Below are 26,190 nucleotides of genomic sequence, written 5' to 3' on the forward strand. Positions count from 1 at the left end.
TGCTCGTCATTTCGAAATATTTTCCCAACGCATAAAACAAGAGCGGCGGGCAAAGCCCACCGCTCTTTGTGGTCGCAGACTTCAGAAAATCAACGACCCCAGATGCCCTGGCCCGACTGAGCCGGCACCTTGGCATTGGCATCACCCTGCGTCTTTACGGACTTCGGGATCGAGCCGGTGTGTGTGGTGTCGATGTTGGACACGGACTGGTTCGCAACCGGCTGGTTGGCATTGTAAGAGCCATAGTTGTCGCTGCCGGCAAAAGCGGTGCCCGTGGCGACGAGGATGGCGGCGGCGGTAAGAGCGATCTTGGTCATTTTGTTTACTCCTGAATTCAAGATTGGGTTGATATCGGCAGTCGCGATTAGCGGCCGAAGAGATTGCGGTCAGCGCCCTGCGACGCTGGGGCCTGGACGGTCTGTGTCGACTTCGAGGTCGAAGCGGTGACCGAATGGTCGACAGTGACGGCAGGCTGATTGGCGTTGGCCGAGCCATAGTTGTCGCTGCCGGCAAAAGCAGTCCCCGTGGCAACGAGGATGGCGGCGGCGGTAAGAGCGATCTTGGTCATTTTAGTTACTCCAGTATTTCTTTGTTCTGTCCGTCTGGTGGCGTGCCCTTGGGAGGAATTTCGCGTCGCTCGGACCACCCCGAGATGGGTTTGCCCTGCCGCGGATTCCAATCACGAAGATGTTCCTCCGCAGCTTGAATCCGGGCCTTGAAATTTGGCACAGGCCCCCGGCGGTCATAATTTTATTGTTCGAAATCAAATCTTTAGTGAGATTCTTCTCCCACTATCCGAGGCCGACAACCAGGCCAGCGTTCACCATCTGCTATACAGTCCGTCAACAGAAATCGAACCGAACGGTTCGGTTTGAAGAGACCTGACCCCTCCAGCGTTCTTTTTTCGGTGCGGAGGTGGACGAGATATGGGTGCGTACGTCCAACCGGGACGACAAACCGGCCGCTATAGGCCGGTCATGCCCAGCACGTCGCGCATGTCATATTCGCCGGGCGGACGTCCCTCGAGCCAGAGCGCGGCGGCGATGGCGCCGCGTGCGAACATGACGCGGTCGCCGGCTGCATGCGACAAGGTCAAGGTCTCGCCCTCGGCGCAGAATCTGACGCTGTGTTCGCCGATGATGCTGCCGCCACGCAGTACCGCAAAGCCGATCTCGCCGGTCGGCCGCGAGCCGATGACGCCGTCGCGTGCACGCCTTGCGACCGTGTCCAGGTCGATGCCGCGTCCACCGGCTGCGGCATGCCCCAGCATCAACGCCGTTCCCGATGGCGCATCGACCTTGTGGCGATGATGCGCCTCGACAATCTCCACGTCCCAGTCACCGGGATCGAGTGCCCGCGCCGCCTGCTCGACCAGCCCGACCAGCATGTTGAGCCCGAGCGAAAAGCTGCCGGAGCGCACGATGGCAATTGTTTTCGCGGCGTCGGCGATAGCAGCCGATTCATCAGCATCGAAGCCCGTTGAGCCGATGACCAGGGCCGGCCCGCCGCGCTCGGCGCAAATGCTGGCCAGATCAGCCGAGGCAGCCGGCGTGGTGAAGTCGATGACCACGTCGGCCACGGCAAGCGCCTCGTCGCGGCTCACCAGCCCTTCTCCGATACTGCCCGGCCGGTGGAAGCGGGCGGCGAGCGCCAGCCGCGCGTCGCCGTGCACGGCGGACGCCATCTCGCGGCCCATGCGGCCCAGCGCACCCGCTATGGCGACCCTGACCGGTGGTTTCAACATGGGGCGCTATCCCGCAGCTATTTCCACATGCCGCGCATGCGCGCGCCGATGTCGACGCGCACCTCCGGCCGAGCCGCCCTGCCCTGTGCCGCCTGTGCGCTCGGCCAGGACACCTGCTGGAACGCAGCCAGGATCGAAGCCGGGATGAAGCGGGTGCGCGAGGCATAGAGATGGCGGTCGCCGCGCGCCGCCTGGCCGTGCGGAAAGAAGCGTTGCGGCATGACCAGGTTGAGATTGTCCTTGGCCCGCGTCATCGCCACGTAGAGCAGCCGGCGCTCCTCCTCGATGTCTTCCTTGGTGCCGACGCCGAGATCGGCCGGGATACAGCCGTCGACCGTGTTGAGCACGAAGACGTTCTTCCATTCCTGGCCCTTGGCCGAATGGATGGTCGACAGGATCAGATAGTCCTCGTCGCGATGCGGCGGCCCGGCCTGGTCGCTGGTGGCGTCCGGCGGATCGAGCGTCAGTTCTGTCAGGAAGCGTTCGCGCGAAGCATAGCCCGAACCGATCTGTTCAAGTTGCAAGAGATCGGCGCGCCGCGTCGTCGCATCCTCGTGGATGCGCTCCAGATGCGGCTCATACCACAGCCTGATCTGTTCGAGGTCGGCCGGCCATTTGGCGCCGGCGCGCAGGCCGGAATAGAGCGAGACGAAGCCCGGCCAGTCATCCGCGGCGCGTTGCGGCGGACGCCAGCCGGCCAGCCCCATGGCCTCGTCCAGCGCCGTCGTCATGGTCTCGACGATCTGCGCGGCAGCCGAAGGGCCGATGCCCGGCATCAGTTGCAGCACGCGGAAGCCGGCGACCCGGTCGCGCGGGTTTTCGGCAAAGCGCAGCACCGCCAGCACATCCTTTACGTGAGCGGCATCGAGGAACTTTAGCCCGCCGAACTTGACAAAGGGAATATTGCGCCGCGTCAACTCGATCTCCAGCGGCCCGCTGTGGTGCGAGGCGCGAAACAGCACCGCCTGCGATTTCAGTGCCGTGCCGGCCTCGCGCTCGGCCAGGATGGTATCGCAGACGAAATTGGCCTGCTCGACCTCGTCGCGCACGCTCACCAGTTTTGGCCTGTCGGTGGACTTGCGCTCCGACCACAGGTTCTTGGTGAAGCGTTCCGAGGCTTCGCCTATCACCGCATTGGCGGCCGCCAGGATGGTTTCGGTCGAGCGGTAATTGCGCTCCAGCATCACGACGTCGGCGGCTTGCGCGAACTGGTTGGGGAAGTCGAGGATGTTGCGCACCTCGGCGGCACGGAACGAATAGATCGACTGTGCATCGTCGCCCACCACCGTCAGCCCGGCGCCGTCGGGTTTCAGCGCCATCAGGATCGAAGCCTGCAAGCGGTTAGTGTCCTGGTATTCGTCGACCAGCACATGATCGAAACGCCCGCCCAGATGCGCTGCTATCTCGGGCTCCCCCGCCATCTGCGCCCAGTAGAGCAGCAAATCGTCGTAATCGAGCACGTTTTGCGCCTGCTTGGCCTCGACATAACCGGCGAACAATTGTTTCAGCTGCTCGGCCCAACCGGCGCACCAGGGAAAGGCGGAACCCAACACCTGGTTGAGCGGCGCCTGTGCGTTGACGGCGCGCGAATAGATGGCAAGGCAGGTGCCCTTGGTGGGGAAACGCGCTTCCGTCTTCGAGAAGCCGAGTTCGTGGCGGACCAGATTCATCAGGTCGGCGGAGTCCTCGCGGTCATGGATGGTGAAGGCAGGGTCGAGGCCGATCTCCAGCGCATAGTCGCGAAGCAGCCGCGCGCCGATGCCGTGAAAGGTTCCCGCCCAGGTCAGCGCATCGGTGATGACAGCTGCATCGCGGCCGAGCACTTCGCCGGCGATACGCTCGACGCGCCTGGCCATTTCGGACGCGGCGCGGCGCGAAAACGTCATCAGCAGGATGCGGCGCGGGTCTGCCCCCTTGACGACCAGATGAGCGACGCGATGCGCCAGCGTGTTGGTCTTGCCCGAACCGGCGCCGGCAATGACCAGCAGCGGACCGGCTATCTGGCCGTCGCCGTGCTCGACTGCCTGGCGCTGGGCATCGTTGAGCCGGGCGAGATAGGCAGGCTGGACGGTCGGGTCCCGAAAGGTCGAATCAGCAGTGGCGAGGTTCATCGCCCATCAAGCATCGTTTCTGCTTTGTTCGCAATATCGATGCGGGGCTGGCCTCGTGCTAGACAGGCCGAAGCGCGACATCCCTGTCTTTAGCGTTGCGGATCGACACCCATGTCGGCCGACTGCCGCCGCAAGGTCTCGCGATCATGCTTCGACGGCGGCAATAGCAGCGGGTCGACCGTATCGGGCACGGTTTCGACCATCTTCCTGGCGATACGATAAGTGACATAGGCGAAGGCGCCGGCGACGAGCAGACGGAACATAGTGCAACACTCCTTTGGAGTAGAACCAACCGGGGAAACCGCCTTTGGTTCCCTTGCCAATCGTCCACGCGCGCAGTCGAAGATGGAGGGCGGTTTCGCCAGCGCTCCCCGATGCATTCTCGAGGCAACCGGAGGCGGAACTTGGCGTTTGCGGGGTTCGCGTGCTGCCGCAACCCGCTGTGGCGTCCCGGACGGACTTTTGGAGAAGAAGGCCGGCGCCGCTTGGGAGGAGTGAAGCGCCGGCCAAGCGGATAATTAGGTCCGCCGCACAGGTAAGGCTAGCTGAGTCTTTCCCCTGCGTCATCGGCGGATTATCTTTGTTAAAAGCGTACCGAGGCGCACTGCCCTATCGGTCGCCGGTCCGTCACAAGCTTGTCCCGGCCAGCATCCCGGCAATCTCCTTCATCTTCCCGCCTCGCCACCCAATCGTTGCCTGACCAGCGCGACATGGAAATTCGTGCCGAACAACAGCCCCTCATCGTCGAAGTCGTAGCTGGAATTGTGCAGCGGCGCCGAGCCCTCGCCATTGCCCAGGAAGACGAAGCAGCCCGGCACATGGTCGAGGAAGCGGGCGAAATCCTCGGAGGCGGTCATCGGCTCGCGAGCGACGGCGATGTTGCCGGGTTCGAAGACCTGCCTTGCGGCGGCAAATGCTGCATCGACCAGTTCGGCATCGTTGCGCAGCGGCACGAACTCCCTGCTGTAATTGACCTCGGCCGCGACATTGTAGGCGGCAGCGGTGCCCTGCGTAATGATGCGCATCTGCCGCTCGATCTCGGCGCTGACCTCGGGGCGGAAGCTGCGCGCATCGCCGAGGATGCGGGCAAGGCCGGGCAGAGCGTTGCGGGTGCCGTCGGTGATCAGCTCGGTCACCGAAACCACCGATATGTCGGCCGGGCTCAGCCGGCGCGAGACGATGGTCTGCAGATTGGTGACCAGCGCGCAGGCGGCGACCAGCGTCTCATTGCCCGCATGCGGCCGCGCGGCATGGCCGCCGAGCCCTTTGAGCACGATCTCGAAGATATCCTCGGCCGACATTATGGGGCCGGCACGGGTCTCGAAATGCCCGATCGGCAAGCCGGGCATGTTGTGCAGGCCGAAGATCTCGTCGAAGGGAAAGCGCTGCATCAGCCCATCGTCGAGCATGGCGAGTGCGCCCCTGCCCCATTCCTCGGCCGGCTGAAAGACGAAGCGCACGGTGCCGTCGAAACCGCCCTCACCTGCCAGCAGCTTTGCCGCGCCGAGCAGCATGGTGGTGTGGCCGTCATGGCCGCAGGCATGCATGATGCCAGGATTGCCGGACCGGTAGGGTGCGTCCGATTGTTCTGATATGCGCAGTGCATCCATGTCGGCCCTGAGCGCAATCGCCCGATTGCCGCTGCCGCGCGTCAACGTGCCGACGATACCGGTGCCGCCGACGCCTTCGCTGACGTCATCGAGGCCGAACTCACGCAGTTTGGCAGCGACGAAGGCTGCGGTACGCTTCTCCTCGAAACCGAATTCGGGATGCGCGTGCAGATCGCGCCGCCAGAAAATCATTTCCTGCTTCAGCGCATCGCGATCGAGTTCAGACATTTTCCGCCCCTTCTGACCTAGTTTGCCAGTTGCGCGGCCACATCAAGCAGGATGTTGGCCCCGGCAACAAGCTCGGAATCTTCGGTGTGTTCGCGCGGACTGTGGCTGATGCCATCGGCGCTCGGCACGAAGATCATGGCCGCCGGTGCGATGCGCGCCAGCATCTGTGCATCGTGGCCGGCGCCGGACGTCATGCGCCTGACGCCAAGGCCACGGCGTTTCGCGGCGGCCTCGATCAGCTCGACGATGCGAAGGTCGAAGATCACCGGCTCGAAGCGAGCCAGTTGCTCGACCGAGATCGTCACGTTCTCATCGGTGGCAAGCTGCTCGAGATAGGCGGCAAGCGCCGCCTCCTCCGCCTGGAGGCGCTGTTCGTCGGGGTCGCGCAGATCGATGGTGAAGACGGCGCGCGAGGGAATGACGTTGATGGCATTCGGCTCGAAGCGGATCGTACCCACGGTCGCCACCGTCGGCGCGTTCGAGGCTTTGATCCGGTCGAGCAGGAAGGTGATGGTCCGGGCGGCGGCGTGGCCGGCATCGTTGCGCATCGACATCGGCGTGGTGCCGGCATGATTGGCGACGCCGTCTATGGTGATACGCTGCCAGGAGATGCCCTGCAGATTCTCCACCGCGCCGATCGGCACGCTTTCACGCTCCAGCACCGGCCCCTGTTCGATATGCAGTTCGAGATAAGCATGCGGTTTGAGGAAGCCGGGTTCCCGGTCGCCGGCATAACCGATGCGGGCGAGCTCCTGGCCCAGCACGCTGCCGTCGGTGCCGACAGCCGCCAGCACCGTTTCGGCATCGATGCCGCCGGCGTGGACCAGCGAGCCCATCATGTCGGGCGTGTAGCGTACGCCCTCCTCATTGGTGAAAGCGGCGACCGCGATCGGGCGCGACGGCGAAAAGCCTGTCGCCTTGAGCGTCTCGATCACTTCCAGCCCGGCAAGCACCCCGTAGCAGCCGTCATAGATGCCGGCATCGATGACGGTGTCGATATGCGAGCCGATGAGCAGCGGCGCCTGCTCCCTGTTGTCCGGGCTTTGCCAGGTGCCGAGAATATTGCCGACCCGGTCGATGGCGACATCGAGTCCGGCCTGCCGCAGCCAGCCGACGAAGAGATCGCGGCCCTGCTTGTCGGTGTCGGAGGCGGCCAGCCGGATCAGCCTGTCCTCGCCGTCGCGACCGACGGCACCGAGTTCGCGGATACGGCCAAGCAGGCGCTGTGCATCGATGGCGATCATGCCGTTGCCTCGGCTTTTCTCTTGCCTTCCAGCACATCGGCCGGGCTCATGCCGACCAGCTCGGCATAGCGATGCGGGTCGGTGGCACCTTCGGTGTTGATCACCAGCACCCGCGATTTGCCGTCCAGTCCAAGCTCGGTCGGGTTGTCAGCCATCGCCCGGATCAGCCCGGCAAGACCAACACCGCCGCTTTCGCCGGCGACGATCACCGGATCCCCGCCGGCCGGCCGGGCCAACCGCCGCATCACCGTGATGGCGTCGGTCTCATCCACCGTCATGAAGGCATCGGCGGCGCGCGCCAGCACCCGCCAGGCTACCGGGGAGGCCTCGTAGCATTCAAGCATGGCCATCACCGTCGGCCGGCCATGCGCGACCTTGACCGGGTGCCCGGCCTGGGCGGCCGCAAAAACACAGGCTGCACGCGCCGGCTCGACCACGATGAAGGTCGGCCTGGCGTCACCGAGCACGATGGCGAGATGACCGGCCAGCGCGGCGGCAATGCCACCGACGCCAGCCTGCACAAAGACGTGGGTTGGTGTCCGAGGGAGCTGACGCAACGCTTCGCGCACGATCGCCGTATAGCCCTGCATGACCAGGCCAGGAATCCGTTCATAGCCCGGCCATGAGGTGTCGGACACGACGGTCCAGCCCTTCTCGGCCGAAACCTGGGCGGCCTGCCTGACCGAATCATCATAGTTGCCGTCGACGCGGATCATCTCGGCACCATAGCGGGCGATCGCCGCTATGCGCTCCTCGCTGACGCCGGCGTGGACGAAGATCGCCGCCCGCGCGCCGACGAGTTGCACGCCTTGCGCAACGGAGCGGCCATGATTGCCGTCGGTCGCACAGGCAAATGTCATCGCAGCAGTGACGGCCCGTACATCAGGCCGATCGAGATCGGCAACATCGACGGGCCGGCCAAGCCGGTTGCCTGCCTCCTCCAGCACCAGGCGGAAGACGGCATAAGCGCCGCCCAGAGCCTTGAAGCTGCCGAGGCCGAGGCGAAAGCCTTCATCCTTGATATGGATAGCGCCAAGTCCGAATTCGCTGGCGAGCGCCGGCAGCGCATGCAGTGGCGTCATCAGGTGATCGTCGCGATGGCTGAAAAAACGCTCGACCGTGTCAGCGCCGGCCACGCCGAGGATTTCGGCATCGGCCGGATCGAGTGGCAGGCGATGCAGAGTATTGCGGTTGAGCAGGAACACTGGCAGGCCTCCTTGGCGTTCGGCGAGAATATATTGCAGGATCGGTGCAAAGGGCGCTGCAATATGGCCTCCCAAATGCAAGTTTGTTTCGCCGAGGACCTCTCCATTGCCTGTATCGCCACCCATGCTCGACAGTTTCGATCTCGCCATCCTTGCCATCCTGCAGCGCGACAACACGACGCCGCAGCGGCTGATCGGCGAGGCGGTGAACCTGTCGGCGCCGGCGGTGCAGCGCCGCATCAAGCGCATGGAGCAGACCGGCGTCATCGCCGGCAATGTCGCGGTCGTCGAGCCGGCAGCGGTCGGCCAGCCGATCACCATCTTCGTCGAGGTGGAACTCGAGAGCGAACGTGCCGAACTGATCGATGCGGCCAAGCGGCAATTCTCGGCAACCCCCGAGGTTCAGCAATGCTACTACGTCACCGGCGAGGCCGATTTCATCCTGGTCATCACCGTGGCCGACATGGCCGCCTATGAGGCGCTGACGCGAAAACTGTTCTTCGACAGCAACAATGTCCGCAAGTTCCGAACTTTTGTTGCGATGGACCGGGTCAAGGTCGGGCTGACGGTGCCCTTACCCGGCTAGCGTCAGGCGGCCGAAAAATCCTGCACGGTCTGATCTGGCGCGAGACGAGCGGAGTTCTCGCCGACCTCAGCCTGCCGCGCGCAGCCAGACCTTGTTGTCGTGGAAGGCAGCACCGCCATAGGGCGCCGGCGCATCGGCGCCGGTCAGCACATTGATGCCTTCGCCACGCTCATGGGCGCTGTTTGGCCAGATGCCTTCGGCGATCACCACGCCGCGCTTGATCCCGTCAAACAGCTTTGCATGCAGCACGACTTCGCCGCGCGTGTTGCCGACCTCGACGCGATCGCCGTCGGCCAACCCAAGGGCTGCGGCATCGTCGGGATGCAGAAGCAGTTCCGGGCGGCCCTCCTTGGCCTTCGACACCGGCGTTTCCGAAAAGGTCGAGTTGAGAAAATTGCGCGCCGGCGACGTGGTCAGCCGGAACGGATGCGCTTCGTCGGCGACCTCGATCAAGTCGACATGGTCGGGAAATTCCGGCAGAAGCGCCACCGGGCCGAACAGGCCCATGCTTTTCGGCGGCCGGTTGGGCGCCGCCTGCCCGGTCCAGTCGGCGCGGAAGCGGAATTTTCCATCCGCGTGGCCAAATCCATTGATGAAGTGTGCTGCCTCGAAATCCGGCTGCAGGTCGATCCACTTGTCTTCCTTCAAGCTGTCGAAGCTGCCCAGCCCGCGCTTGCCCAGGATGATGTCGATATGCTGCTGCTCGGTGAGGCCGAAGCCCGGACGATCGGCGACGCCAAGGCGTTTTGCCAATTCCTCGATGACGAAATGGTTGGTGCGCGGTCCTTCCGGCGGCTCGATCAGCTTGGGGCCGAGCGTGATGTGCTGATTGCCGCCGCCCTTGTAGACGTCGTCGTGCTCGAGGAACATCGTCGCCGGCAGCACGACATCGGCAAGCTTGGCCGTGTCGGTCATGAACTGCTCATGCACGCAAGAGAACAGGTCGTCGCGCAGGAAGCCCTGCGTGACCAGCCGCTGTTCCGGCGCGACATTTACCGGGTTGGTGTTCTGGATCAGCATCGCCGTCACCGGCGGGCCGCCATAAAGCGCGTCGCTGGCTCCGGTCAGCACCGGGCCGATGCGCGAATGGTCGAGATGGCGGATCGAGGGATCGCGCATCCTGGTGCCTTCCAGAACTTCCTGGTTGAGCTTGAAGATGCCGGAGTTGGAATGGAAGGCGCCGCCGCCCTCATATTGCCAGCTGCCGGTGACAGCCGCGATGCAGGACGCTGCATGCATGTTGACGGCGCCATTGCGCTGGCGCGCGAAGCCGTAGCCGAGGCGGAAATAGGTCTTTTTCGTCGTGCCGACGAGGCGGGCGAAGGCCTCGATCTCGGCGACCGTCAAGCCGGTGATCCCGGCCGCCCAGTCCGGCGTGCGCGTCTCGAGATGCGCTTCCAGCCCTTTCGGGTCGTCCGTGTACTTTTCGAGATAGGCGCGGTCGGCCATGCCTTCCCTGAACAGCACATGCATGACCGCGCAGGCCAGCGCGCCATCGGTGCCCGGCTTCAGCATCAGGCCGAGATCGGCCTGCTTCATCGTCGCATTCTCATAGACGTCGATGACGACGATCTTCGCGCCGCGCTCCTTGCGCGCCTTGATGGCGTGCGTCATGACGTTGACCTGCGTCACCACAGCATTGGTGCCCCAGATCACCACGCAATCGGATTTCGCCATCTCGCGCGGGTCCGGCCCGCGCAAGGCGCCGGCGCCCATCATCCAGCCGGTCCAGGCGAGATTGGTGCAGATCGAACCGAAAAAGCCGGAGTATTTCTTGGCGTGGCGCAGCCGGTCGATGCCGTCGCGCTGCACCAGCCCCATCGTGCCGGCATAATAATAGGGCCAGACCGTCTCCGAGCCGTATTTCTCCTCGGCCGCAATGAATTTTTCGGCGACGAGGTCGAGCGCCGCCTCCCAGCTTGCTTCTTTCCAGGCGCCGTCGCCCTTGGAACCGGCGCGGATCAGCGGCTTCAGCAAACGGTCGGGATGATGGACGCGGTCGGCATAGCGGGCAACCTTGGCGCAGACGACACCGGCCGTGTAGCTGTTGGACTTGGCGCCATGGACGCGGCCGATGCGGTTGCCGTCAAGCAGCTCGACCTCGAGCGCGCAGGTCGAGGGGCAATCATGCGGACAGGCCGAATGGCCGATGCGAAGCTTGGCGTGTTGGTTCATGGGGCGAGGTTAACCGGTTCCGGACGCGGCGTGTAGGGCCAGATCTTACCCTCCCCTTGATGGGGAGGGTCGGCGTGTAACGCCGGGGTGGGGTGTGGCGCAGACCCCCACCCCGCTCCGCTTCGCGGATCGACCCTCCCCACAAGGGGGAGGGTAATCACTCCGCCGTGCCTTCCTCATACTCTGCCGACATGGTCAGCCACTTTTCCTCGTGGCCGGCCAGCGTCTGGGCCAGTTGCGAGCGCTCCTTCGCCAGCCGTGTCGCCGTCGAGGGATCCTTCTCGTAGACCGCCGGATTGGACAGTTCGTCCTCGATGCCGTCGATGCGCTTGCGAATGCGGTCCATCAGCGCTTCGGTGGCGCGGATCTCCTTGGCCAGCGGCTCGAAGGCGGCGCGGCGAGCCGCCGCATCGCGGCGGCGGTCGGCTTTTGACGCCTTGTCGGCCTCGCGCTTGCCGCGGCGGTCGCCGGAGACGCCGGTGACCAGCGTCTTGTAGTCCTCGAGATCGCCGTCATAGGGGTTGACCGCGCCGTCCTTGACCAGCCACAGGCGGTCGGCGGTTGCCTCCAGCAGATGGCGATCATGCGAGATCAGGATCACGGCGCCGGGAAACTCGTTCAGCGCATGGATCAGCGATTCGCGGCTATCGATGTCGAGATGGTTTGTCGGTTCGTCGAGGATGAACAGGTTTGGCCCCTCGAAGGCCGACAGCCCCATCAGCAGCCGCGCCTTCTCGCCGCCCGACAGATCCTTGGCGGCGGTGTTCATCTTCTCGGTCGTGAGGCCGAACTGGGCGACGCGGCCGCGCACCTTCGATTCCGGGGCCTCCGGCATCAGCCGGCGGACATGCTCGTAGGCGTTTTCGTCCGGCCGGAGGTCGTCGAGCTGGTGCTGGGCGAAGATCGCCACCTTCAACCCGGGCGCCACCGTCATGGTGCCACTCTCCTGCTTGAGCCGGCCGGACAGCAATTTGGCGAAGGTCGACTTGCCGTTGCCGTTGGCGCCGAGCAGCGCGATGCGGTCGTCGGCGTCGATGCGCAGCGTCATCTTCTTGAGGATCGGCTGACCCTCGGTGTAGCCGACATTGACGTTGTTCAGCGCCACGATCGGCGAGGCCACCGTCTTCACCGGCTCGGGAAAGGAGAACGGCCGCACCGAATCGTTCACGAGGGCCGCGATCGGTTTCATCTTCTCCAGCGCCTTGATGCGCGACTGCGCCTGTCTCGCCTTGGAGGCCTTGGCGCGGAACCGCTCGACGAAGGATTCCATGTGCTTGCGCGCGGCCTCCTGCTTGACCCGGCCCTTCTCCTGCAATTCCTTCTGCTCTGTATATTGACGTTCGAACTGGTCGTAGCCGCCGCGCCAGAAGGTCAGCTTCTTCTGGTCGAGGTGGACGATCGAATTGACGGCGCGGTTGAGCAGGTCGCGGTCGTGCGAGATCAAAAGCACGGTGTGCGGATATTTCGACACGTAGTTTTCCAGCCACAGCGTGCCTTCGAGATCGAGATAGTTGGTCGGCTCGTCGAGCAGCAGCAGGTCGGGCTCGGCAAACAGCACCGCGGCAAGCGCCACGCGCATGCGCCAGCCGCCGGAGAAGGACGAGGCCGGACGCCGTTGCGCAGCGTCGTCGAAGCCGAGGCCGGCGAGAATGGTGGCGGCGCGGGATTCGGCTGAGTGCGCGTCGATATCGGCCAGCCGCATATGGATGTCGGCGATGCGGTGCGGATCGGTCGCCGTCTTTTCTTCTTCGAGCAGCGCCGTGCGTTCGAGATCGGCCTTGAGCACGATCTCGATCAGCGCGTCCTCGGTGCCCGGCGCTTCCTGCGCCACCTGGCCGATGCGGGTGCTCTTCGGCAGGCTGATCGAGCCTGTCTCGGACGGGAAATCGCCGGTGATGGCCTTGAACAGCGTCGTCTTGCCGGTACCGTTGCGGCCGACAAGGCCGGCCTTGGTGCCGGCCGGCAAGGTCAGCGAGGCATGGTCGAGAAGCAGGCGTCCGGCCATACGGAGCGATAGGTCGTTGATGATCAGCATGGCCGCGCTTTTGCACCGGACATCAACGCTTCGCAAGGCCTTGCCGGCCAGTTGGCCGCACAAGGCCTCGAAACGACGCCAGCGAGGGCGTCGTCAAAGCAGCCGAACAGTGGCTTGCCTGCTCTCAGGCAGTCGCCTTGCGCTTCGTTGCCTTGGCGACAGCGGCCGGCGCTGCTGCCGGCTTGCGGCCAAGTCCCGTCGACTTTGCCAGCGCCGATCGCGTCGCCGAGTAGTTTGGCGCAACCATCGGATAGTCCGGCGGCAAGCCCCATTTGGCCCGATAATCGTCCGGGCTCAGGCCGTAGTCGGTCCGCAGATGCCGCTTGAGCGACTTGAACTTCTTTCCGTCCTCAAGGCAAATGATGTAGTCGGGAAACACCGACTTCTTCGGATTGACTGCGGGAACCAGGTTTGGAGTTTCCGCGACAACTGCACCAGCGAGCTTGCGAACCGAAGCACTGACGCTGGCAATCAACTCAGGCAGGCCGGCAGCCGGAAGAGGGTTGTTGCCTACATAGGCCGAGACAATATCGGCCGTCAGCTCGATAACGGTCTTATCATCGATATTTGACAATTCTTTCACCTTATTTGCGACAAAATCCTCCACCCCAGCGAAGACTTGTGTCGATGTATCTCTTTAACCGCGTCCCCCAACGGACCGCCAAGTCTCATAAAAGAATGAAGAATCGGCAAAAATAGCATTCATGCGAAATCGACGCCGTGCAAATTAGAAAATCTAATACTTGGAACCAGCAGACTTAGCGGCAGGACTTTCGTCCAATATCTCCAGAATACGCTTCCAGCGGGCGCAACGCGCGAAATCCTTTTGTTCTATCGCCTTTTCGGCCCTCATCGCGGCGTAGAGCGGTGCCTCGGCGCCGAATTCGTCGATCAGCCAATGCGCTTCCTGAATGGCCAGACGCTCATTCTCGTCAAACATGGTTTTCGACCTCCGAACGTTCCACACCGACCGCGACACAACTGCCGATGACGAGGATGGCTCCGACAATGGCCGTCACCGTCAGCCGTTCGCCGGACAAGGTCAAAAGCAGGGTCGAGGCGATCGGCGTGAGATAGGCGACCACCGCGACCCTGTCGCTGCCTTCAAGCTTCAAGGCGCGCGACCAGAAATAGTAGCCCAGGCCCATCGGACCGGCGCCGAGATAAAGGCCGAGGGCCAGGTCCGCGCCGACGGGCCAGGTGAAACCGTCGCGAGCGCACCACAGAAACATCAAAGCGACGCCAATCAAAGACGATGGCAGCAACAGGCGATCCGCTGGAGTGGCCACCCGTCCCACCATGAGCGAATAGAAGGCCATGCACAGCGCTGACCCGAATGCGGCGAGATAGCCGACCAGATCGCCCTCGAACCAGGATTGGTTGCGCCCTCCCGAAATCACCAGTGCAACGCCGATGAAGCCCACCACCGCGGCGAGACCCAACAGTGCCGGACGCCGCGGATTTTCCAAGGCAATGACTGCCGCCGCGACCATCAGCGGCCAGGTGTAGGCCACCAGATTGGCCTCGATCACCGGCATCGAAGCGAAGGCGATGTATTGCAGCACCATGGTGCCGACCAGGCCGATGAAGCCGATCGCGAGAGAGATGAGCGCCGCCCCGGCGGTGACCGGTGCTACTCTTTCGCGGCTCATCAATCGGATGGCGGCGAAGACGAGTGCTGCGCCTGCAAATTGCAGGAACTGGACCTGCGAAACCGGTTGGCTGGCCAGCAGGGATTTGCCGACCAGGGCATTGGTGGACCACAACGCCACCGCACCGGCAGCGAAGACCAACGCAGATATCGAGCCGGATCCCTGCCGAAACAATCGGCATGGGACTCTATGTTGCTGTTCGACCATGATCCTGTCCGAAAACCGGTTCCGACTTTTCGGGGTCATGGTTCATTACCATGATTCCCTGGCGCCGCCCGGAACCGGTGCCTCGACGGCGGTGGGCACGGGATGCTCCGCCTCGAACCGACGATAGGCCGGCAGCTGATTGGTCCAGACATCTTCGGCCAGTTCGCTGACCCACTCACGGTCGTGGTCGTTGTCGGCGGCGAGATAGAACATTCTGTTATCGTCGACATAGGGTTTGGCCACCGAGCGCTGGTTGAGCACCAGCGTGACGCGCTCGCCGAACCGGATCGGAGCGGTGCGATGCAGGACGCCCAGGAATTGGCCGAGCGTCGCGTAGTTCATCTTGTGATCGATGCGCATGACACTGTTGCGCGGGATCTCGCGGCCGGCTTCGAGAATGGCGCGGCCGGTTTCGGAGTCGTCGCAGAAGATTTCGAGATGGCCGCCGACCAGCGGATTGCTGATCGACAGCGGAATGAGCTCGGTCACCGGAACGCCATCGCAATGCCACTCCACGGCGCCGTCGTTGGGATTCATGAAGGTGACCGTCGAGCCGACGATCGACAGCGGATAGGGCTCCAGCTTGGTGCCCGTCATGTCGGACAGCCGCTCCAGGCGCAGCTTGTCATGCAGCAATTCCTTGATCTCGGGGATGAAACGGTCGGCCCCGGTGATGAAGGTCAGATCGAGGTGCTTGTGCACGGCATGGCTGGCCTTGAGCTTCAGGGCAGCCTCCTCGATAGCTGCAAGCAGTGCCGGGTCATAGCCGTGCAGATATTGCGCGACACCGAAACTCGACACTTTCCAGGCGGTTTCATGGCCGATAATGGCTTCGCGGCTCATCGCATAACGCAGTTCGGGAATGGTATGGGCGTTCATTGTACTTCTCCAGGATGGGGGCAACACTTGGTAAACAGTCGATTAATTCACCCACCCCTGTAAAATTAGGAATGCTGGTGCTAGTGTAAGCCAAGCTTAAGGTCGAAACCGTGCGTCTGCTCAGTCAGGTCAACCTCAATTCGCTTAAAATCGTGGAGAGTGCTGCGAGGCACGGTAATTTCACGCGTGCCGGCGAAGAACAGTTTATTACCGCTTCAGCGGTCAGCCAGCGCGTGAAAAGCCTTGAGGATCAGCTTCGTTTCAAGATTTTCCAGCGCGGCGGCAATGCGGTGTCGTTGACGCCGGAGGGCGAGACCTATGTCTCGCGCGTTCGCGAGGCGCTGGAGCGAATCGTCGCCGCCAGCATGGAAGCGACCGGGCAATCGCAGGAGCATGTGCTAAAAATATCGGTGCTTCCGACCTTTGCGGCACGCTGGCTGTTTCCGCGCCTGCCGCTGTTCCAGCAGCAATATCCCGATATCGTGATGCGGGTCTCGACCTCCTACGCGACGCATGAGTTCACGGCCTCGGAATTCGATCTCGAAATCCGTTATGGCGACGGTCACTTTCACGGGCTGCAATCCGATCTGCTGTTTCGCGAAGACCTGACACCGGTGTGCAGCCGCAAGCTGTTCCACGAAGTTCTCGGCGATAAGCGGCTGTCGAAGGTGACACCGGACGACCTCAAGCACTTCACCCTGCTGCATTCCGACACCTGCACCCAGAATTGGCAATCCTGGCTTGGTTTCGCCGGCGCCAGCTTCGTGCTCAGCGAGACCAAGAGCATCTATTTCGACTCGTGCATGATGTCCTACGAGGCAGCCAACTCCGGGATGGGTTTTGCGGTGGCCAACCGTGCCTATATGGCCAGCGACATCCGCGCCGAAAGGCTGGTGGCTCCCTTCGCCGTCCACCACCCGAACACGGCTGGTTGGTATTTTGTTTCCCCGCTGAGAGGCCTTGCCGCACGCAAGGTCCAGTTGTTCAAGCAGTGGGTGATGGCGGAAGCGGCTCTGACGCAGTGCCAACTGGACAGCGAAATCAGGGGCGAGGCTTCGACGGCCGCCTGAATCTCGGGCAAGTATCCGGTGTGCCGGCTAATTTCTGATGCACAGACAATGCTGCAGCACAAAATGCAGCGATAGTAGGCGCAAGCTCTTCGACCTTCGGACGGCACCGAATCAGGCGAAAGCTCGGCCCTCCTCGGTCCGCTGAAAAAGCATCAGGTCCAACCCCAGGCTTGGCCGTCCCAGGATGGTCAGGATCGTATGCGCCTGGCCGCGATGGTGGGTCTGGTGGTTGAAGACATGATCCAGCGCCGGCGCCAGCCTTTGCGAGACGGTGCGCATGTCCGAAACGGTCATGTAGGTGAAGCGGCCCGTCAACGCCTTGTCATTGAGGCCGCCGACCCAATCGATGATCCTCCTGTCCTCGGCTTCACGCGCCGCCCGCAGGCCGGTCAACCCCCGATGCAGGATGGCATCCAGTGTCGTCGGCGCGTCGCCCTCGCCGGTGAAGCGCTTCATCCAGATCCGGTCGGCCGTCAAAAGGTGGTTGAGCGTGCCCATCATCGAGCCGAAGAAGGCGCCGACATCGCGGTTGAATTCCTCATCATCGAGTTCGGCGGCGGCATCATAGATGCGACCGTTGGCCCATTGATTATAGGCCGCAAACATCATGAAATGCTGTCTCATGGCTTCCCTCGGCTCACGTCGATGCGGGGCCTACCTAACCCGCAGGAACGCCGCCGCCAATGACCATTCTGCTCTATGATCTCGTCGGACGCGACACCACACGTCCGTTCAGCCCGCATTGCTGGAAGGTGGTGATGGCGCTTGCCCACAAGGGGCTCGACATATCGACCGTACCGACGCGCTTTCTCGAGGTGCCCGCTGTCGAGGGCGGCGTTTCGAAAACCGTTCCGGTGATCCGGGACGGCGAGACGGTCGTCGCGGATTCGTTCGCCATCGCGCTCTATCTCGATGAGGCCTATCCGGACCGGCCGACGCTGTTTGGCGGTGAAGGCGGCAAGGCGATGGCGCGCTTCATCGAACGCTGGTCGCAAGTGACCATTCATCCCTACGTGACCACCGCGGCGATCATGGACCTCCATGCCATGCAGGACGCGGAAAACGCCGTCTATTTCCGCCAGAGCCGGGAGCAGCGTCTTGGCAAACGGCTGGAGGAGGTGATGGCCGCCAGGGAGGCCGGGCTCGGCAATTTCAGAGCCTCGCTGGAGCCATTGCGCTCGACGCTCTTCTATCAGCCATTCATCGGCGGCGCGGCGCCGCTGTTCAGCGACTATATCGTCTTCGGCGCCCTGCAATGGGCGCGCATAGCCTCGCCCTACCAACTGCTCGACGACGGCGACGTGGTGGCGCAGTGGTTCGCCCGCTGCCTCGACCTGCATGGCGGGCTGGGACGAAAGATCGCCGCCGCGGCTTGACGCCGTAAAGCTTACTTGGCCGCCGCCTTCTTTGGCTTGCCGGCCTTCGTGGCAGCCTTTGCCTCCTTGGGGGCGGCCTTTGCCTCGGCGGCGCCAGCTGCCTTCTTCGTTGGCTTTTTGGCTGCCGACTTGCCCGCGGCATCCTCCTGGTCGACATCGGCGGCCGCCTGATGCCAATGGCGCTCATGATGTCCAGCCGGCTGGCCCTCTTGCAGCCAGAGCTGGTGCGCACGGTTGCGAATGCGTTCCTGACGATCGTCTGTCATGGTCATGGTGTCTCCATACGGCCCGACCTCAGCGCGGCGCCGACACGCGAGTATAGCAAGCAACGCGTTGCTGTGTAGCCGTCTGATCTCGGCTTCGGGAGCACAGAAAAGCGCAGCGGCCTGCCCTTCGCTATCGCTCCCTGCCCTTCGGGCGTTCAAACCCTTTGAAAGGTCCACTGGACCTTTCAATCCGCCCGAAGGCGGACCGGGCTTTCACCGTTCGTCGCTCGGAAAGCCAAGCAATTGGCTTTCCGTCCGCTTCGCGGACCATCCCTCACCCCTTTGGCCTCACCCCTTTGGCCTCACCCCTTGGCAATGGGCCGGGCGGCTTGTATAGAGCCCGCCACTCTCAATTCCATTCTCAGACAAGGACGACCCATGGCGCTCGAACGCACATTTTCCATGATCAAGCCGGACGCAACCCGGCGCAATCTCACTGGTGCCATCACCAGGATGCTGGAAGAGGCAGGCCTGCGCGTCATCGCCTCGCGCCGGGTCTGGATGAGCCGCCGCGAAGCGGAAGGCTTCTATGCCGTCCACAAGGACCGCCCCTTCTTCGGCGAACTGGTTGAATTCATGTCGTCGGCACCGACCGTCGTCCAGGTGCTGGAAGGCGAGAACGCCATTGCCAGGAACCGCGAAGTGATGGGCGCCACCAACCCGGCCAACGCCGCCGAAGGTACCATCCGCAAGGTTCACGCGCTGTCGATCGGCGAAAACTCGGTGCACGGCTCCGACGCGCCGGAGACCGCGGCAGAAGAGATCAAGTACTGGTTCTCGGACACCGAGATCGTCGGCTGAGCCGATAATCCAGACCTTGGATTACGTGAAAAGGCCGGCGTTTCGCCGGCCTTTTTCGTCGGGGTCAGCTCGCCGCGCTGAAGCGCAGGATCTCGCGGCCATCCTTGTCGACAATGATGAGCTTCCCGGCATCGACACGGTATGACGCCGCCTTGGCCAACGCATCGAACAGCGCCTTTTCCTCGGCCATCACCTCGGGCGCACAGGCCTTGTAGGTCGAGCCGATGTCCCTGATCGCGATCGTTTGGCCATCGAGTTTGGCGGTGGCGAAATAGGTGTTGCAGGGGCCGCTGCCGCCCGCCTTGCCGGCCCCGCTGACCCTGAACGTCGCTTGCGGGGCACTAATAGCGCCGATGCCGTCGATATAGTCGACCAGCCAGAGCTGGTCGAAGACGGAAGCCGTCGGCTCGGCACTCGGGGTGACCATCTTCAGCATGATGGTCTGCGGCACGTCGGCCAACGGATCGACCTGATGGCGCATATCGGAGATGAACAGCAGCTTGTCGTCGACGGTGATGCGGGCTTGCAACGCGTAAGTCATCTGCGACCGGATGACCGAAGGGTCGAATTTGATCTCGAAGCTGATCGGCACCTGGCCTGCCGGCTTTACTTGCTGCTCACCGATGATGGTGGCCGGCGCGTCGGCCAGCGACACGTCCGCCAGCTGGACGGAGAGCACGGCACTGGGCGGCAAGGCAATGCGCTCGCGATAGATCACCTCGCCTCTCACGGCCCTTTCAGCGGCAACAGACTGCTCCGGAACGGCCAATATGCCGACGACCAGAGGCACGAAACCGAAGATCAAGAACTCCGCGATCCTGTCCAGCATGACCATCTCCCTCACCCCGGGCTGCCAATGCCCCGGGCTGCCAATGCCGAGGCTGACCAATCCCGCCAATTGGCCAAAGGATTGCGGTCAATGCATGGCTGCGGCGGATCTTATTCGGACTGATACCAGCGTTGCGCGGCGTTTGCATCGGCTTCCTTGGCCTCGACCCAGCCACCCTCCGAGCCGTCAGCCCGATGCTCCTTCTTCCAGAAAGGCGCGCGCGATTTGAGATAGTCCATCAGAAAATTCGCCGCCTCGAACGCCGCATGGCGATGCGCCGAGGCTGCCACCACCAGCACGATGTTCTCGCCGGGCGCGATCTTCCCGTGGCGGTGGATGGCGGTGAGCCCCTGCAATGGCCAACGCTCGACCGCTTCAACAGCGATGCGGGCGATTTCCGCTTCGGCCATGCCGGGGTAGTGTTCGAGCTCGAGCGCTGAGAGCGCGCCCTGCTCGTCGCGGCAAAGGCCGGAGAAGGTCACCACGGCGCCGATATCGGCGCGGCCTTGCGTCAGTCTGGCGATCTCGGCGGCGACGTCAAAATCCTGGCGCTGAATGCGCACGACAGGCAAGACCGCGCCGCTCATGTCAGCCCCCGGTCATCGGCGGGAACAGCGCGATTTCGCGGGCGCCCGCGATCTTCTCGCGGTGCTCGACATGTTCCTGGTTGATGGCGACGCGGATCACGTCGGGATATTGCAGAGCGTGCTCGTAGCCATCGCCGCGCGATTTCAGCCAGCGCAGGAGATCGGTCACCGTCTCGATACCCGCAGGCAGGTCGACATCCTCCTCAGCCATGCCGATGCGTTCGCGCACCCAGGCAAAATAGATGAGCCGTGTCGTCATCTCACTCGTCCATGATGTGCTTGAGGCCGGCGCGGAAATAATCGTAGCCGGTGTAGAGCGTGACCAACGCCGCGATCCACAGCAGAACCAGCCCGGTCTGCGTGGTCAGCGGAAAGATCTTGTCGCCGGCCGGTCCGGCCAAGAGGAACGCTATGGCGACCATCTGGATCGCGGTTTTCCATTTTGCCAACTGCGTCACCGGCACCGAGACTTTCAGCGCCGCCAGATACTCGCGCAGGCCCGAAACCAGGATTTCACGGCACAGGATAATGATCGCCGCCCACAACGACCAGCCGGCAATGCCCGCATGGCGATCGGTATCGGCGGCCAGCAGCAGCAGGCATGTGGCGACCAGCAGCTTGTCGGCGATCGGGTCGAGCATCTTGCCGATGTTGGAGGTCTGCTGCCAGGCGCGTGCCAGATAGCCGTCCAGATAATCGGTGATCGAGGCGAGCAGGAAGATGATCAGCGCCGACCAGCGGGCAAAGTCGCTCGACTTCAGATGTCCTTCGAGAAAAAAGCACAGCACCACCAGCGGCACCGCGACGATGCGGGCGTAGGTGAGCATATTGGGCAGGTTGAACGCGCGCTTGGCCATGTCTGGGAAACTCTTTCTGCCTGCCTACTCAAATCAGATGCGAATGTAGGGGGTCAACAGGCCAGATTCGACAGGCCAGATGAAAGTGCCGGATTTTTCAACTCTCGTGGAAATGATTGTAGACCAGTTTCGCCACCTGTTCGGAAATTCCGTCGACTTTCCGCAGATCCTCGATGGCCGCGCGGCTGACCGCCTTGGCGGTGCCGAATGCCAGCAGCAATGCCCGCTTGCGGCCGGGACCGATGCCGCTGATCTCGTCGAGCGGGCTCTTGACCATCTCCTTCTTGCGGCGCGCCCGATGCGAACCGATGGCGAAACGGTGGACCTCGTCGCGCAGGCGCTGGACGAAATAGAGCACGGGATCGCGAACCGGCAGCGAAAACGAGTCCCTGCCTTTGACGAAGAAACGCTCACGGCCGGCATCGCGGTCCTGGCCCTTGGCGATGCCGATGGCCACCACCCGGTCCTCGATGCCGAGATCGGCGAGGATCTTGCGCACCGCAGTCATCTGGCCCTGGCCACCGTCGATCAGGATGACATCGGGCCAGGCCGGGAAGCTGCCGGAGATATCGTCCTCCATATCGTCCGCCGAACCATCAGCCGCATCCCCAGCCGGGACATCGCCATGCTCCTTCAGCAGCCGCGAAAAACGTCGCTCCATCACCTCGCGCATCATGCCGAAATCGTCGCCAGGTGTGATCTCGGTCGAGCGGATGTTGAATTTCCGGTACTGGTTCTTCACGAACCCTTCCGGTCCGGCGACGACCATGGCGCCGACCGCGTTGGTGCCCATGATGTGTGAGTTGTCGTAAACCTCGATGCGCACCGGCGGCTTGGCCAGGCCGAATGTCTCGGCGAAACCCGCAAGCAGGCGTCCCTGGGTGGAGGTTTCAGCCAGCCGGCGTCCGAGCGCTTCGCGGGCATTCTGCAAAGCGTTGTCGGTCAGGTCCTTCTTCTCGCCGCGCTGCGGCACGGAGATCGCGACCTTGCGGCCAGCTCGGGTGGAGAGCGCCTCGGCCAGCAGTTCCTGATCCTCGACGCCATGCGACAGAAGAATGTTCCGCGGCGTCGGCTTGTCGTCATAGAACTGCGCCAGGAACGAACCCAACACCTCGGCTGCTTCCAACGCCGGATCGGCCTTGGGGAAATAGGCGCGGTTGCCCCAGTTCTGGCCGGTGCGGAAGAAGAACACCTGGATGCAGACCTGGCCGCCTTCCTGATGGATGGCGAAGACATCGGCTTCGTCGACGGTCGCCGGATTGATGCCCTGGTGGCTCTGCACATGCGACAGGGCCGCAAGTCGATCGCGATAGATCGCGGCGCGCTCGAAATCGAGAGCTTCCGACGCCTGCTGCATGGCGGCCGAGATTTCCGTCTTCACCTTCTGGCTGCGGCCGGACAAGAAGTCCTTCGCCTCGCCGACCAGTTCCGCATAGTCCTGATGCGAGACCTCGCCGGTGCAGGGACCAGCGCAGCGCTTGATCTGATAAAGCAGGCATGGCCGCGTGCGGTTTTCGTAGAACGAGTTGGTGCAACTCCTGAGCAGGAAGGCGCGCTGCAGGGAGTTGATGGTACGGCCAACGGCACCGGCCGAGGCAAACGGGCCGAAATAATCGCCTTTGCGCGAGCGCGCGCCGCGATGCTTGTAGATGCCCGGCGAGACATGGTCGCCGGTCAAGAGAATGTAGGGAAACGACTTGTCGTCGCGCATCAGGACGTTGAATCGCGGCCGCAAGCGCTTGATAAGGTTCGCTTCGAGCAGCAGCGCTTCGATCTCGGTGCGGGTGACGACGAACTCCATCGTCGACGTCTCACGCACCATGCGGCCGATGCGGGTGGTGTGGAAGCGGCCTTGCGCGTAGTTGGTGACGCGCTTCTTCAGGCTGCGCGCCTTGCCGACATAGAGCACATCGCCGGCAGCGTTCATCATGCGGTAGACGCCGGGCGCATTGGGAAGCCGCTTGACCAGCGTCTGGATCACCTCGGCGCCGATCATGCCTTCCGCGTCGCCGGCATGCGGTGTCCAGTCGATGGCGGTGAAGGCGACATCGGGACCGACGGTTTCAACGATCTCCTCGACCGCCTCGTCCTCGAGGTCGATATCGGGGGGCAGATCGTCGGCGCCGCCGCGCGGCGTGCTTTTGTGGTCTACAGGACTCATTCCGTCATGCCTGTCACATCGGGCGTCTGCCATGCAAGATGCTGGCCGCCATCAAGCGCGATCATCTGGCCGGTGACCGAGCGCGCTTCCCAGAGATAGCGGATTGTGGCGCCGAATTCCGGCAATTCCGGGCCGCGCTTGAGGACCAAGCCATCCACCTGTGCGGCAAAATCGCTGTCGTCCTGACGCGCGTTCTTCAGTGTCGGCCCCGGGCCGATGGCATTGACGCGGATGCTGGGGCCGAGCGCTTGCGCCATCATCTGCGTTGCCGTCCACAGCGTCGATTTGGACAGCGCATAGGAGAAGTAGCGCGGCGTCGGACGCCATACGCGCTGGTCGATCATGTTGACGATCAGGCCCTCCTGCCCTGCCGGCAACGCCCGGGCGAAATTCTGCGCCAGCAGCGCGGGCGCTTTCACATGGACGGCAAAGTGCCGGTCCCAGGCCCGCCAGTCGAAATCCAGAACCGAATCGTCCTCGAACAGCGACGCATTGTTGACCAGCAGCGGGATCGGCCCGAGCGCTGCTTGCGCCTGGCCGACGAGATCGTCGACGGCGTCCATATCGGTCAGGTCGGCGGCGACCACGGCGGCGCGGCCACCTCCGGCGATGATTTTGGCAGCCAACGCATCGGCCTCGATGCGCGAGCGGTTGCAATGGATGGCGACGGCAAAACCGTGCGCGGCGAGATCCTCGACGATCGCCCTGCCGATCCGCCTGGCCCCGCCCGTCACCAGCGCCGTGACAGTGGCTTTGCTCATATGGTGTCAATCCTCAATTTCGGCCCGAAAAAGCGGTGCCGGCGAAATATGGCCCGGCATGCGTTAAATGGTGTTCGCACCTTGGGCAGCATTGTGGCGAAACGGCCGTTTGGACATCCCGGCCCGCCCTGGACTCGGGCGCGCACGACCGCAATATAGGGTGCTGGAGTCCTTGCACCAAGCGGTGTGCAGCGCAGCATGGGATGGTTCCTGCCATTTCGCTGTTGCGAAGATGCAACGTCAAGGTTCTGCCTCATTCGTGCCGGGGAATGACCCAAGTTCAGGTTCGCTTCAGCCGCATTTTGACACGACATTTGGAACCGACGAACGCCAGATCCGTTTCACCCCCCGGACGGGTAGATGGCGATCGTGAGAAACAAGCCTGTGTCCTGTGGCTTAAGGAGTAAAGAACAATGCAAGCCAATCTCAAATTCGCACGGCCGCTGGCCGTTGCGCTTGGGCTCTTCGCCCTCAGCGGAACTGCCTATGCTGCTGACGTGGTTTCGGAAGAGCCGCCGGCACCTGCGCCGATCGCTGAACTTCCGGTCGCTTCGTGGGCCGGCCCCTACGCCGGTCTCAACGTCGGCTATGGCTTCAGCGGCCGGACCAAAGAAAAGGATTTCGACGTTGAAACCGACACCAAGGGTTTCGTCGGCAGTGTCTTCGGCGGCTACCAGTGGCAGCAGGAGAACTTCGTCTACGGCGCTGAAGCCGAACTCGGCTACAACGGCGTCAAGGGCGACGACAACGGCATCGACTCCAAGGCCGGCTTTGAAGGTTCGCTGCGTGCCCGTCTCGGCTACGCGGTCAGCCCAGAAATCCTGCTCTATGGCACCGGCGGTCTCGCCGGCAGAAGCCTGAAGGTGGAAGACACCGTCCTTGGGGCCAGCGATCGCGCAACGATGCTCGGCTGGACCGCTGGTGTTGGCACCGACATCAAGCTGACCGACAATGTCTTCGGCCGCGTCGAGTATCGTTACACCGACTTCGGCAGCAAGAGCTTCGACGGCATCGGCAAGGTCAAGGCCACCGACAACCGCGTCACCTTCGGCGTCGGTATGAAGTTCTAAGTCGTTCAAGCCACGACACGAAAAAGCCGGGCCTCGCGCCCGGCTTTTTTTGTATCTGAGTGATTTTCCCGGTGATCGAATCGATAACCCGGGAAATCAATTCCGGGCAATCGGCTATCAACCAGGAATGCAGGGCTTCAGTTCTGGAAACTTCTCGTCGAAGCGTGCCGCCCATCGCGTCAGCCGGGCGCGACCCTTCTCCCATTTTCCGGCAAAACGCAGCGAGAGATAGCCAAGGCAGGCGCGCAGCGCCATCTGGCCGGCGGTGATCTTCTTCGGCAGCTTCGGCGGGTTGGCATTCAGCAGGTCGAGTGCCGCCGTGATCTTCGCCCACTGGCGATCGAGCCAAGGCTGATAGACCATCTCCTCGGGCCGCGTGCGCCGTTCATAGACCATCGACAGCGCGCAGTCGCAAATGCCGTCGGCCAACGCCTCCAGCACTTCAGCCTCGAGCCGCTTGTCGGGATTGCGTGGAAAAAGCGCGCTCTTCGACAAACGGTTGAGATGCTGGGTGATGGCGCGACTGTCGTGGATGGAGCGGCCGTCGTCGAGCACCAGAACCGGGATCTTGCCGAGCGGGTTGGCGCCGATCAGTTCGGCCGGTTTGTCGTCCGTTTTGACCGCCACCGTTTCGATGTCGATGCCGGCATAGGCGGCTGCCATGCGCACTTTGGAACTGTAGGGAGAGGAGGACGCATAGAGCAGTCTGGGCATGATCGGTTTCCTGTTTTGCAGG

General features: G+C 63.1%; 28 protein-coding genes. 5 read left to right on the forward strand and 23 right to left on the reverse strand.

What is annotated here, in order from left to right; genetic code table 11:
• Positions 1–89: 89 nt before the first annotated feature.
• From NP945_RS03795 to NP945_RS03830, 8 genes are all read right to left on the reverse strand, one after another.
• Positions 90–317, reverse strand: coding sequence for a DUF680 domain-containing protein (locus tag NP945_RS03795; RefSeq protein WP_127270735.1), 228 nt, complete (start codon positions 315–317; stop codon positions 90–92).
• A 47-nt stretch (positions 318–364) separates the two neighbouring features.
• Positions 365–568, reverse strand: a complete 204-nt coding sequence (locus tag NP945_RS03800) for a DUF680 domain-containing protein (RefSeq protein ID WP_256745615.1) — start codon at positions 566–568, stop codon at positions 365–367.
• Between the two features lie 396 nt (positions 569–964).
• Positions 965–1,744 carry a 4-hydroxy-tetrahydrodipicolinate reductase gene (dapB, locus tag NP945_RS03805; protein ID WP_256745616.1) on the reverse strand — a complete coding sequence of 260 codons (780 nt, stop codon included), beginning with the start codon at positions 1,742–1,744 and terminating at the stop codon, positions 965–967.
• A gap of 17 nt (positions 1,745–1,761) precedes the next feature.
• Positions 1,762–3,855 carry an ATP-dependent helicase gene (locus tag NP945_RS03810; protein WP_256745617.1) on the reverse strand — a complete coding sequence of 698 codons (2,094 nt, stop codon included), beginning with the start codon at positions 3,853–3,855 and terminating at the stop codon, positions 1,762–1,764.
• A gap of 89 nt (positions 3,856–3,944) precedes the next feature.
• Positions 3,945–4,118 (reverse strand): hypothetical protein, encoded by a 174-nt coding sequence (locus tag NP945_RS03815; protein WP_127321275.1) that lies wholly within the window; start codon positions 4,116–4,118, stop codon positions 3,945–3,947.
• A gap of 402 nt (positions 4,119–4,520) precedes the next feature.
• Positions 4,521–5,693: a M20 aminoacylase family protein gene (locus NP945_RS03820; RefSeq protein ID WP_256745618.1), complete on the reverse strand. Its 1,173-nt coding sequence runs from the start codon at positions 5,691–5,693 to the stop codon at positions 4,521–4,523.
• Positions 5,694–5,710: 17 nt separating this feature from the next.
• Positions 5,711–6,937: a Zn-dependent hydrolase gene (locus NP945_RS03825; RefSeq protein ID WP_256745619.1), complete on the reverse strand. Its 1,227-nt coding sequence runs from the start codon at positions 6,935–6,937 to the stop codon at positions 5,711–5,713.
• Positions 6,934–8,142 carry a diaminopropionate ammonia-lyase gene (locus NP945_RS03830; protein WP_256745620.1) on the reverse strand — a complete coding sequence of 403 codons (1,209 nt, stop codon included), beginning with the start codon at positions 8,140–8,142 and terminating at the stop codon, positions 6,934–6,936. The genes NP945_RS03825 and NP945_RS03830 overlap by 4 nt, the downstream gene beginning before the upstream one ends.
• 106 nt (positions 8,143–8,248) lie before the next feature.
• Here NP945_RS03830 and NP945_RS03835 point away from each other — a divergent pair, with 106 nt between their 5' ends.
• Entirely contained in the window at positions 8,249–8,728 is a 480-nt protein-coding gene (locus NP945_RS03835; RefSeq protein WP_164749052.1) for an Lrp/AsnC family transcriptional regulator, read from the forward strand.
• Between the two features lie 66 nt (positions 8,729–8,794).
• Here the strand turns inward: NP945_RS03835 and NP945_RS03840 are convergent, their stop codons facing one another.
• From NP945_RS03840 to NP945_RS03865, 6 genes are all read right to left on the reverse strand, one after another.
• On the reverse strand, positions 8,795–10,903 hold the full coding sequence (locus NP945_RS03840; protein ID WP_256745621.1) for a molybdopterin-dependent oxidoreductase: 2,109 nt from the start codon (positions 10,901–10,903) through the stop codon (positions 8,795–8,797).
• Positions 10,904–11,060: 157 nt separating this feature from the next.
• Positions 11,061–12,938: an ABC-F family ATP-binding cassette domain-containing protein gene (locus NP945_RS03845; protein WP_127268152.1), complete on the reverse strand. Its 1,878-nt coding sequence runs from the start codon at positions 12,936–12,938 to the stop codon at positions 11,061–11,063.
• A 124-nt stretch (positions 12,939–13,062) separates the two neighbouring features.
• Positions 13,063–13,512 carry a MucR family transcriptional regulator gene (locus NP945_RS03850; protein WP_127268153.1) on the reverse strand — a complete coding sequence of 150 codons (450 nt, stop codon included), beginning with the start codon at positions 13,510–13,512 and terminating at the stop codon, positions 13,063–13,065.
• Positions 13,513–13,674: 162 nt separating this feature from the next.
• Positions 13,675–13,878 (reverse strand): hypothetical protein, encoded by a 204-nt coding sequence (locus NP945_RS03855; RefSeq protein WP_024504288.1) that lies wholly within the window; start codon positions 13,876–13,878, stop codon positions 13,675–13,677.
• Positions 13,871–14,797: a DMT family transporter gene (locus NP945_RS03860; protein ID WP_127270635.1), complete on the reverse strand. Its 927-nt coding sequence runs from the start codon at positions 14,795–14,797 to the stop codon at positions 13,871–13,873. Before NP945_RS03860 ends, NP945_RS03855 begins: the two co-directional genes overlap by 8 nt.
• Before the next feature lie 45 nt (positions 14,798–14,842).
• A complete protein-coding gene (locus NP945_RS03865) occupies positions 14,843–15,676 on the reverse strand; it encodes a hypothetical protein (RefSeq protein WP_164749112.1) in 834 nt (277 codons plus the stop codon).
• A gap of 110 nt (positions 15,677–15,786) precedes the next feature.
• Here NP945_RS03865 and NP945_RS03870 point away from each other — a divergent pair, with 110 nt between their 5' ends.
• The gene (locus tag NP945_RS03870; RefSeq protein WP_027037936.1) at positions 15,787–16,746 is read left to right on the forward strand and encodes a LysR substrate-binding domain-containing protein; all 960 of its coding nucleotides are present in this window, start codon (positions 15,787–15,789) and stop codon (positions 16,744–16,746) included.
• Positions 16,747–16,857: 111 nt separating this feature from the next.
• Here the strand turns inward: NP945_RS03870 and NP945_RS03875 are convergent, their stop codons facing one another.
• Positions 16,858–17,370, reverse strand: a complete 513-nt coding sequence (locus NP945_RS03875; protein WP_013532473.1) for a DinB family protein — start codon at positions 17,368–17,370, stop codon at positions 16,858–16,860.
• A 59-nt stretch (positions 17,371–17,429) separates the two neighbouring features.
• Between NP945_RS03875 and NP945_RS03880 the strand changes: the two genes are divergently transcribed.
• Positions 17,430–18,122 carry a glutathione S-transferase family protein gene (locus NP945_RS03880; RefSeq protein WP_256745622.1) on the forward strand — a complete coding sequence of 231 codons (693 nt, stop codon included), beginning with the start codon at positions 17,430–17,432 and terminating at the stop codon, positions 18,120–18,122.
• Between the two features lie 11 nt (positions 18,123–18,133).
• Here the strand turns inward: NP945_RS03880 and NP945_RS03885 are convergent, their stop codons facing one another.
• Entirely contained in the window at positions 18,134–18,394 is a 261-nt protein-coding gene (locus NP945_RS03885; RefSeq protein ID WP_256745623.1) for a DUF2934 domain-containing protein, read from the reverse strand.
• 372 nt (positions 18,395–18,766) lie between these two features.
• On the opposite strand from NP945_RS03885, the gene ndk reads away from it, so the two are divergent.
• Positions 18,767–19,189: a nucleoside-diphosphate kinase gene (ndk, locus tag NP945_RS03890; RefSeq protein ID WP_013532476.1), complete on the forward strand. Its 423-nt coding sequence runs from the start codon at positions 18,767–18,769 to the stop codon at positions 19,187–19,189.
• 64 nt (positions 19,190–19,253) lie between these two features.
• Here the strand turns inward: ndk and NP945_RS03895 are convergent, their stop codons facing one another.
• The 6 genes from NP945_RS03895 to NP945_RS03920 form a co-directional block, all read right to left on the reverse strand.
• Positions 19,254–20,018, reverse strand: coding sequence for a YbaY family lipoprotein (locus NP945_RS03895; RefSeq protein WP_127267616.1), 765 nt, complete (start codon positions 20,016–20,018; stop codon positions 19,254–19,256).
• 110 nt (positions 20,019–20,128) lie between these two features.
• Positions 20,129–20,605 (reverse strand): molybdenum cofactor biosynthesis protein MoaE, encoded by a 477-nt coding sequence (locus tag NP945_RS03900; RefSeq protein ID WP_127267617.1) that lies wholly within the window; start codon positions 20,603–20,605, stop codon positions 20,129–20,131.
• A 1-nt stretch (position 20,606) separates the two neighbouring features.
• A complete protein-coding gene (gene moaD / locus NP945_RS03905; protein WP_127267618.1) occupies positions 20,607–20,864 on the reverse strand; it encodes a molybdopterin converting factor subunit 1 in 258 nt (85 codons plus the stop codon).
• A 1-nt stretch (position 20,865) separates the two neighbouring features.
• On the reverse strand, positions 20,866–21,462 hold the full coding sequence (gene pgsA / locus NP945_RS03910; RefSeq protein WP_023673449.1) for a CDP-diacylglycerol--glycerol-3-phosphate 3-phosphatidyltransferase: 597 nt from the start codon (positions 21,460–21,462) through the stop codon (positions 20,866–20,868).
• 97 nt (positions 21,463–21,559) lie between these two features.
• Positions 21,560–23,623, reverse strand: coding sequence for an excinuclease ABC subunit UvrC (gene uvrC / locus NP945_RS03915; RefSeq protein ID WP_256745624.1), 2,064 nt, complete (start codon positions 23,621–23,623; stop codon positions 21,560–21,562).
• On the reverse strand, positions 23,620–24,384 hold the full coding sequence (locus NP945_RS03920) for an SDR family oxidoreductase (RefSeq protein WP_256745625.1): 765 nt from the start codon (positions 24,382–24,384) through the stop codon (positions 23,620–23,622). Before NP945_RS03920 ends, uvrC begins: the two co-directional genes overlap by 4 nt.
• Before the next feature lie 413 nt (positions 24,385–24,797).
• On the opposite strand from NP945_RS03920, the gene NP945_RS03925 reads away from it, so the two are divergent.
• Positions 24,798–25,454: an outer membrane protein gene (locus NP945_RS03925; protein WP_023812630.1), complete on the forward strand. Its 657-nt coding sequence runs from the start codon at positions 24,798–24,800 to the stop codon at positions 25,452–25,454.
• 117 nt (positions 25,455–25,571) lie between these two features.
• On the opposite strand, the gene NP945_RS03930 is transcribed toward NP945_RS03925, so the two are convergent.
• Positions 25,572–26,168 (reverse strand): glutathione S-transferase family protein, encoded by a 597-nt coding sequence (locus NP945_RS03930; RefSeq protein WP_127319025.1) that lies wholly within the window; start codon positions 26,166–26,168, stop codon positions 25,572–25,574.
• Between the last annotated feature and the right edge of the window lie 22 nt (positions 26,169–26,190).

This window comes from Mesorhizobium sp. LMG17149 (assembly GCF_024518695.1).
In the GTDB taxonomy this organism is placed as follows: Bacteria; Pseudomonadota; Alphaproteobacteria; order Rhizobiales; family Rhizobiaceae; genus Mesorhizobium.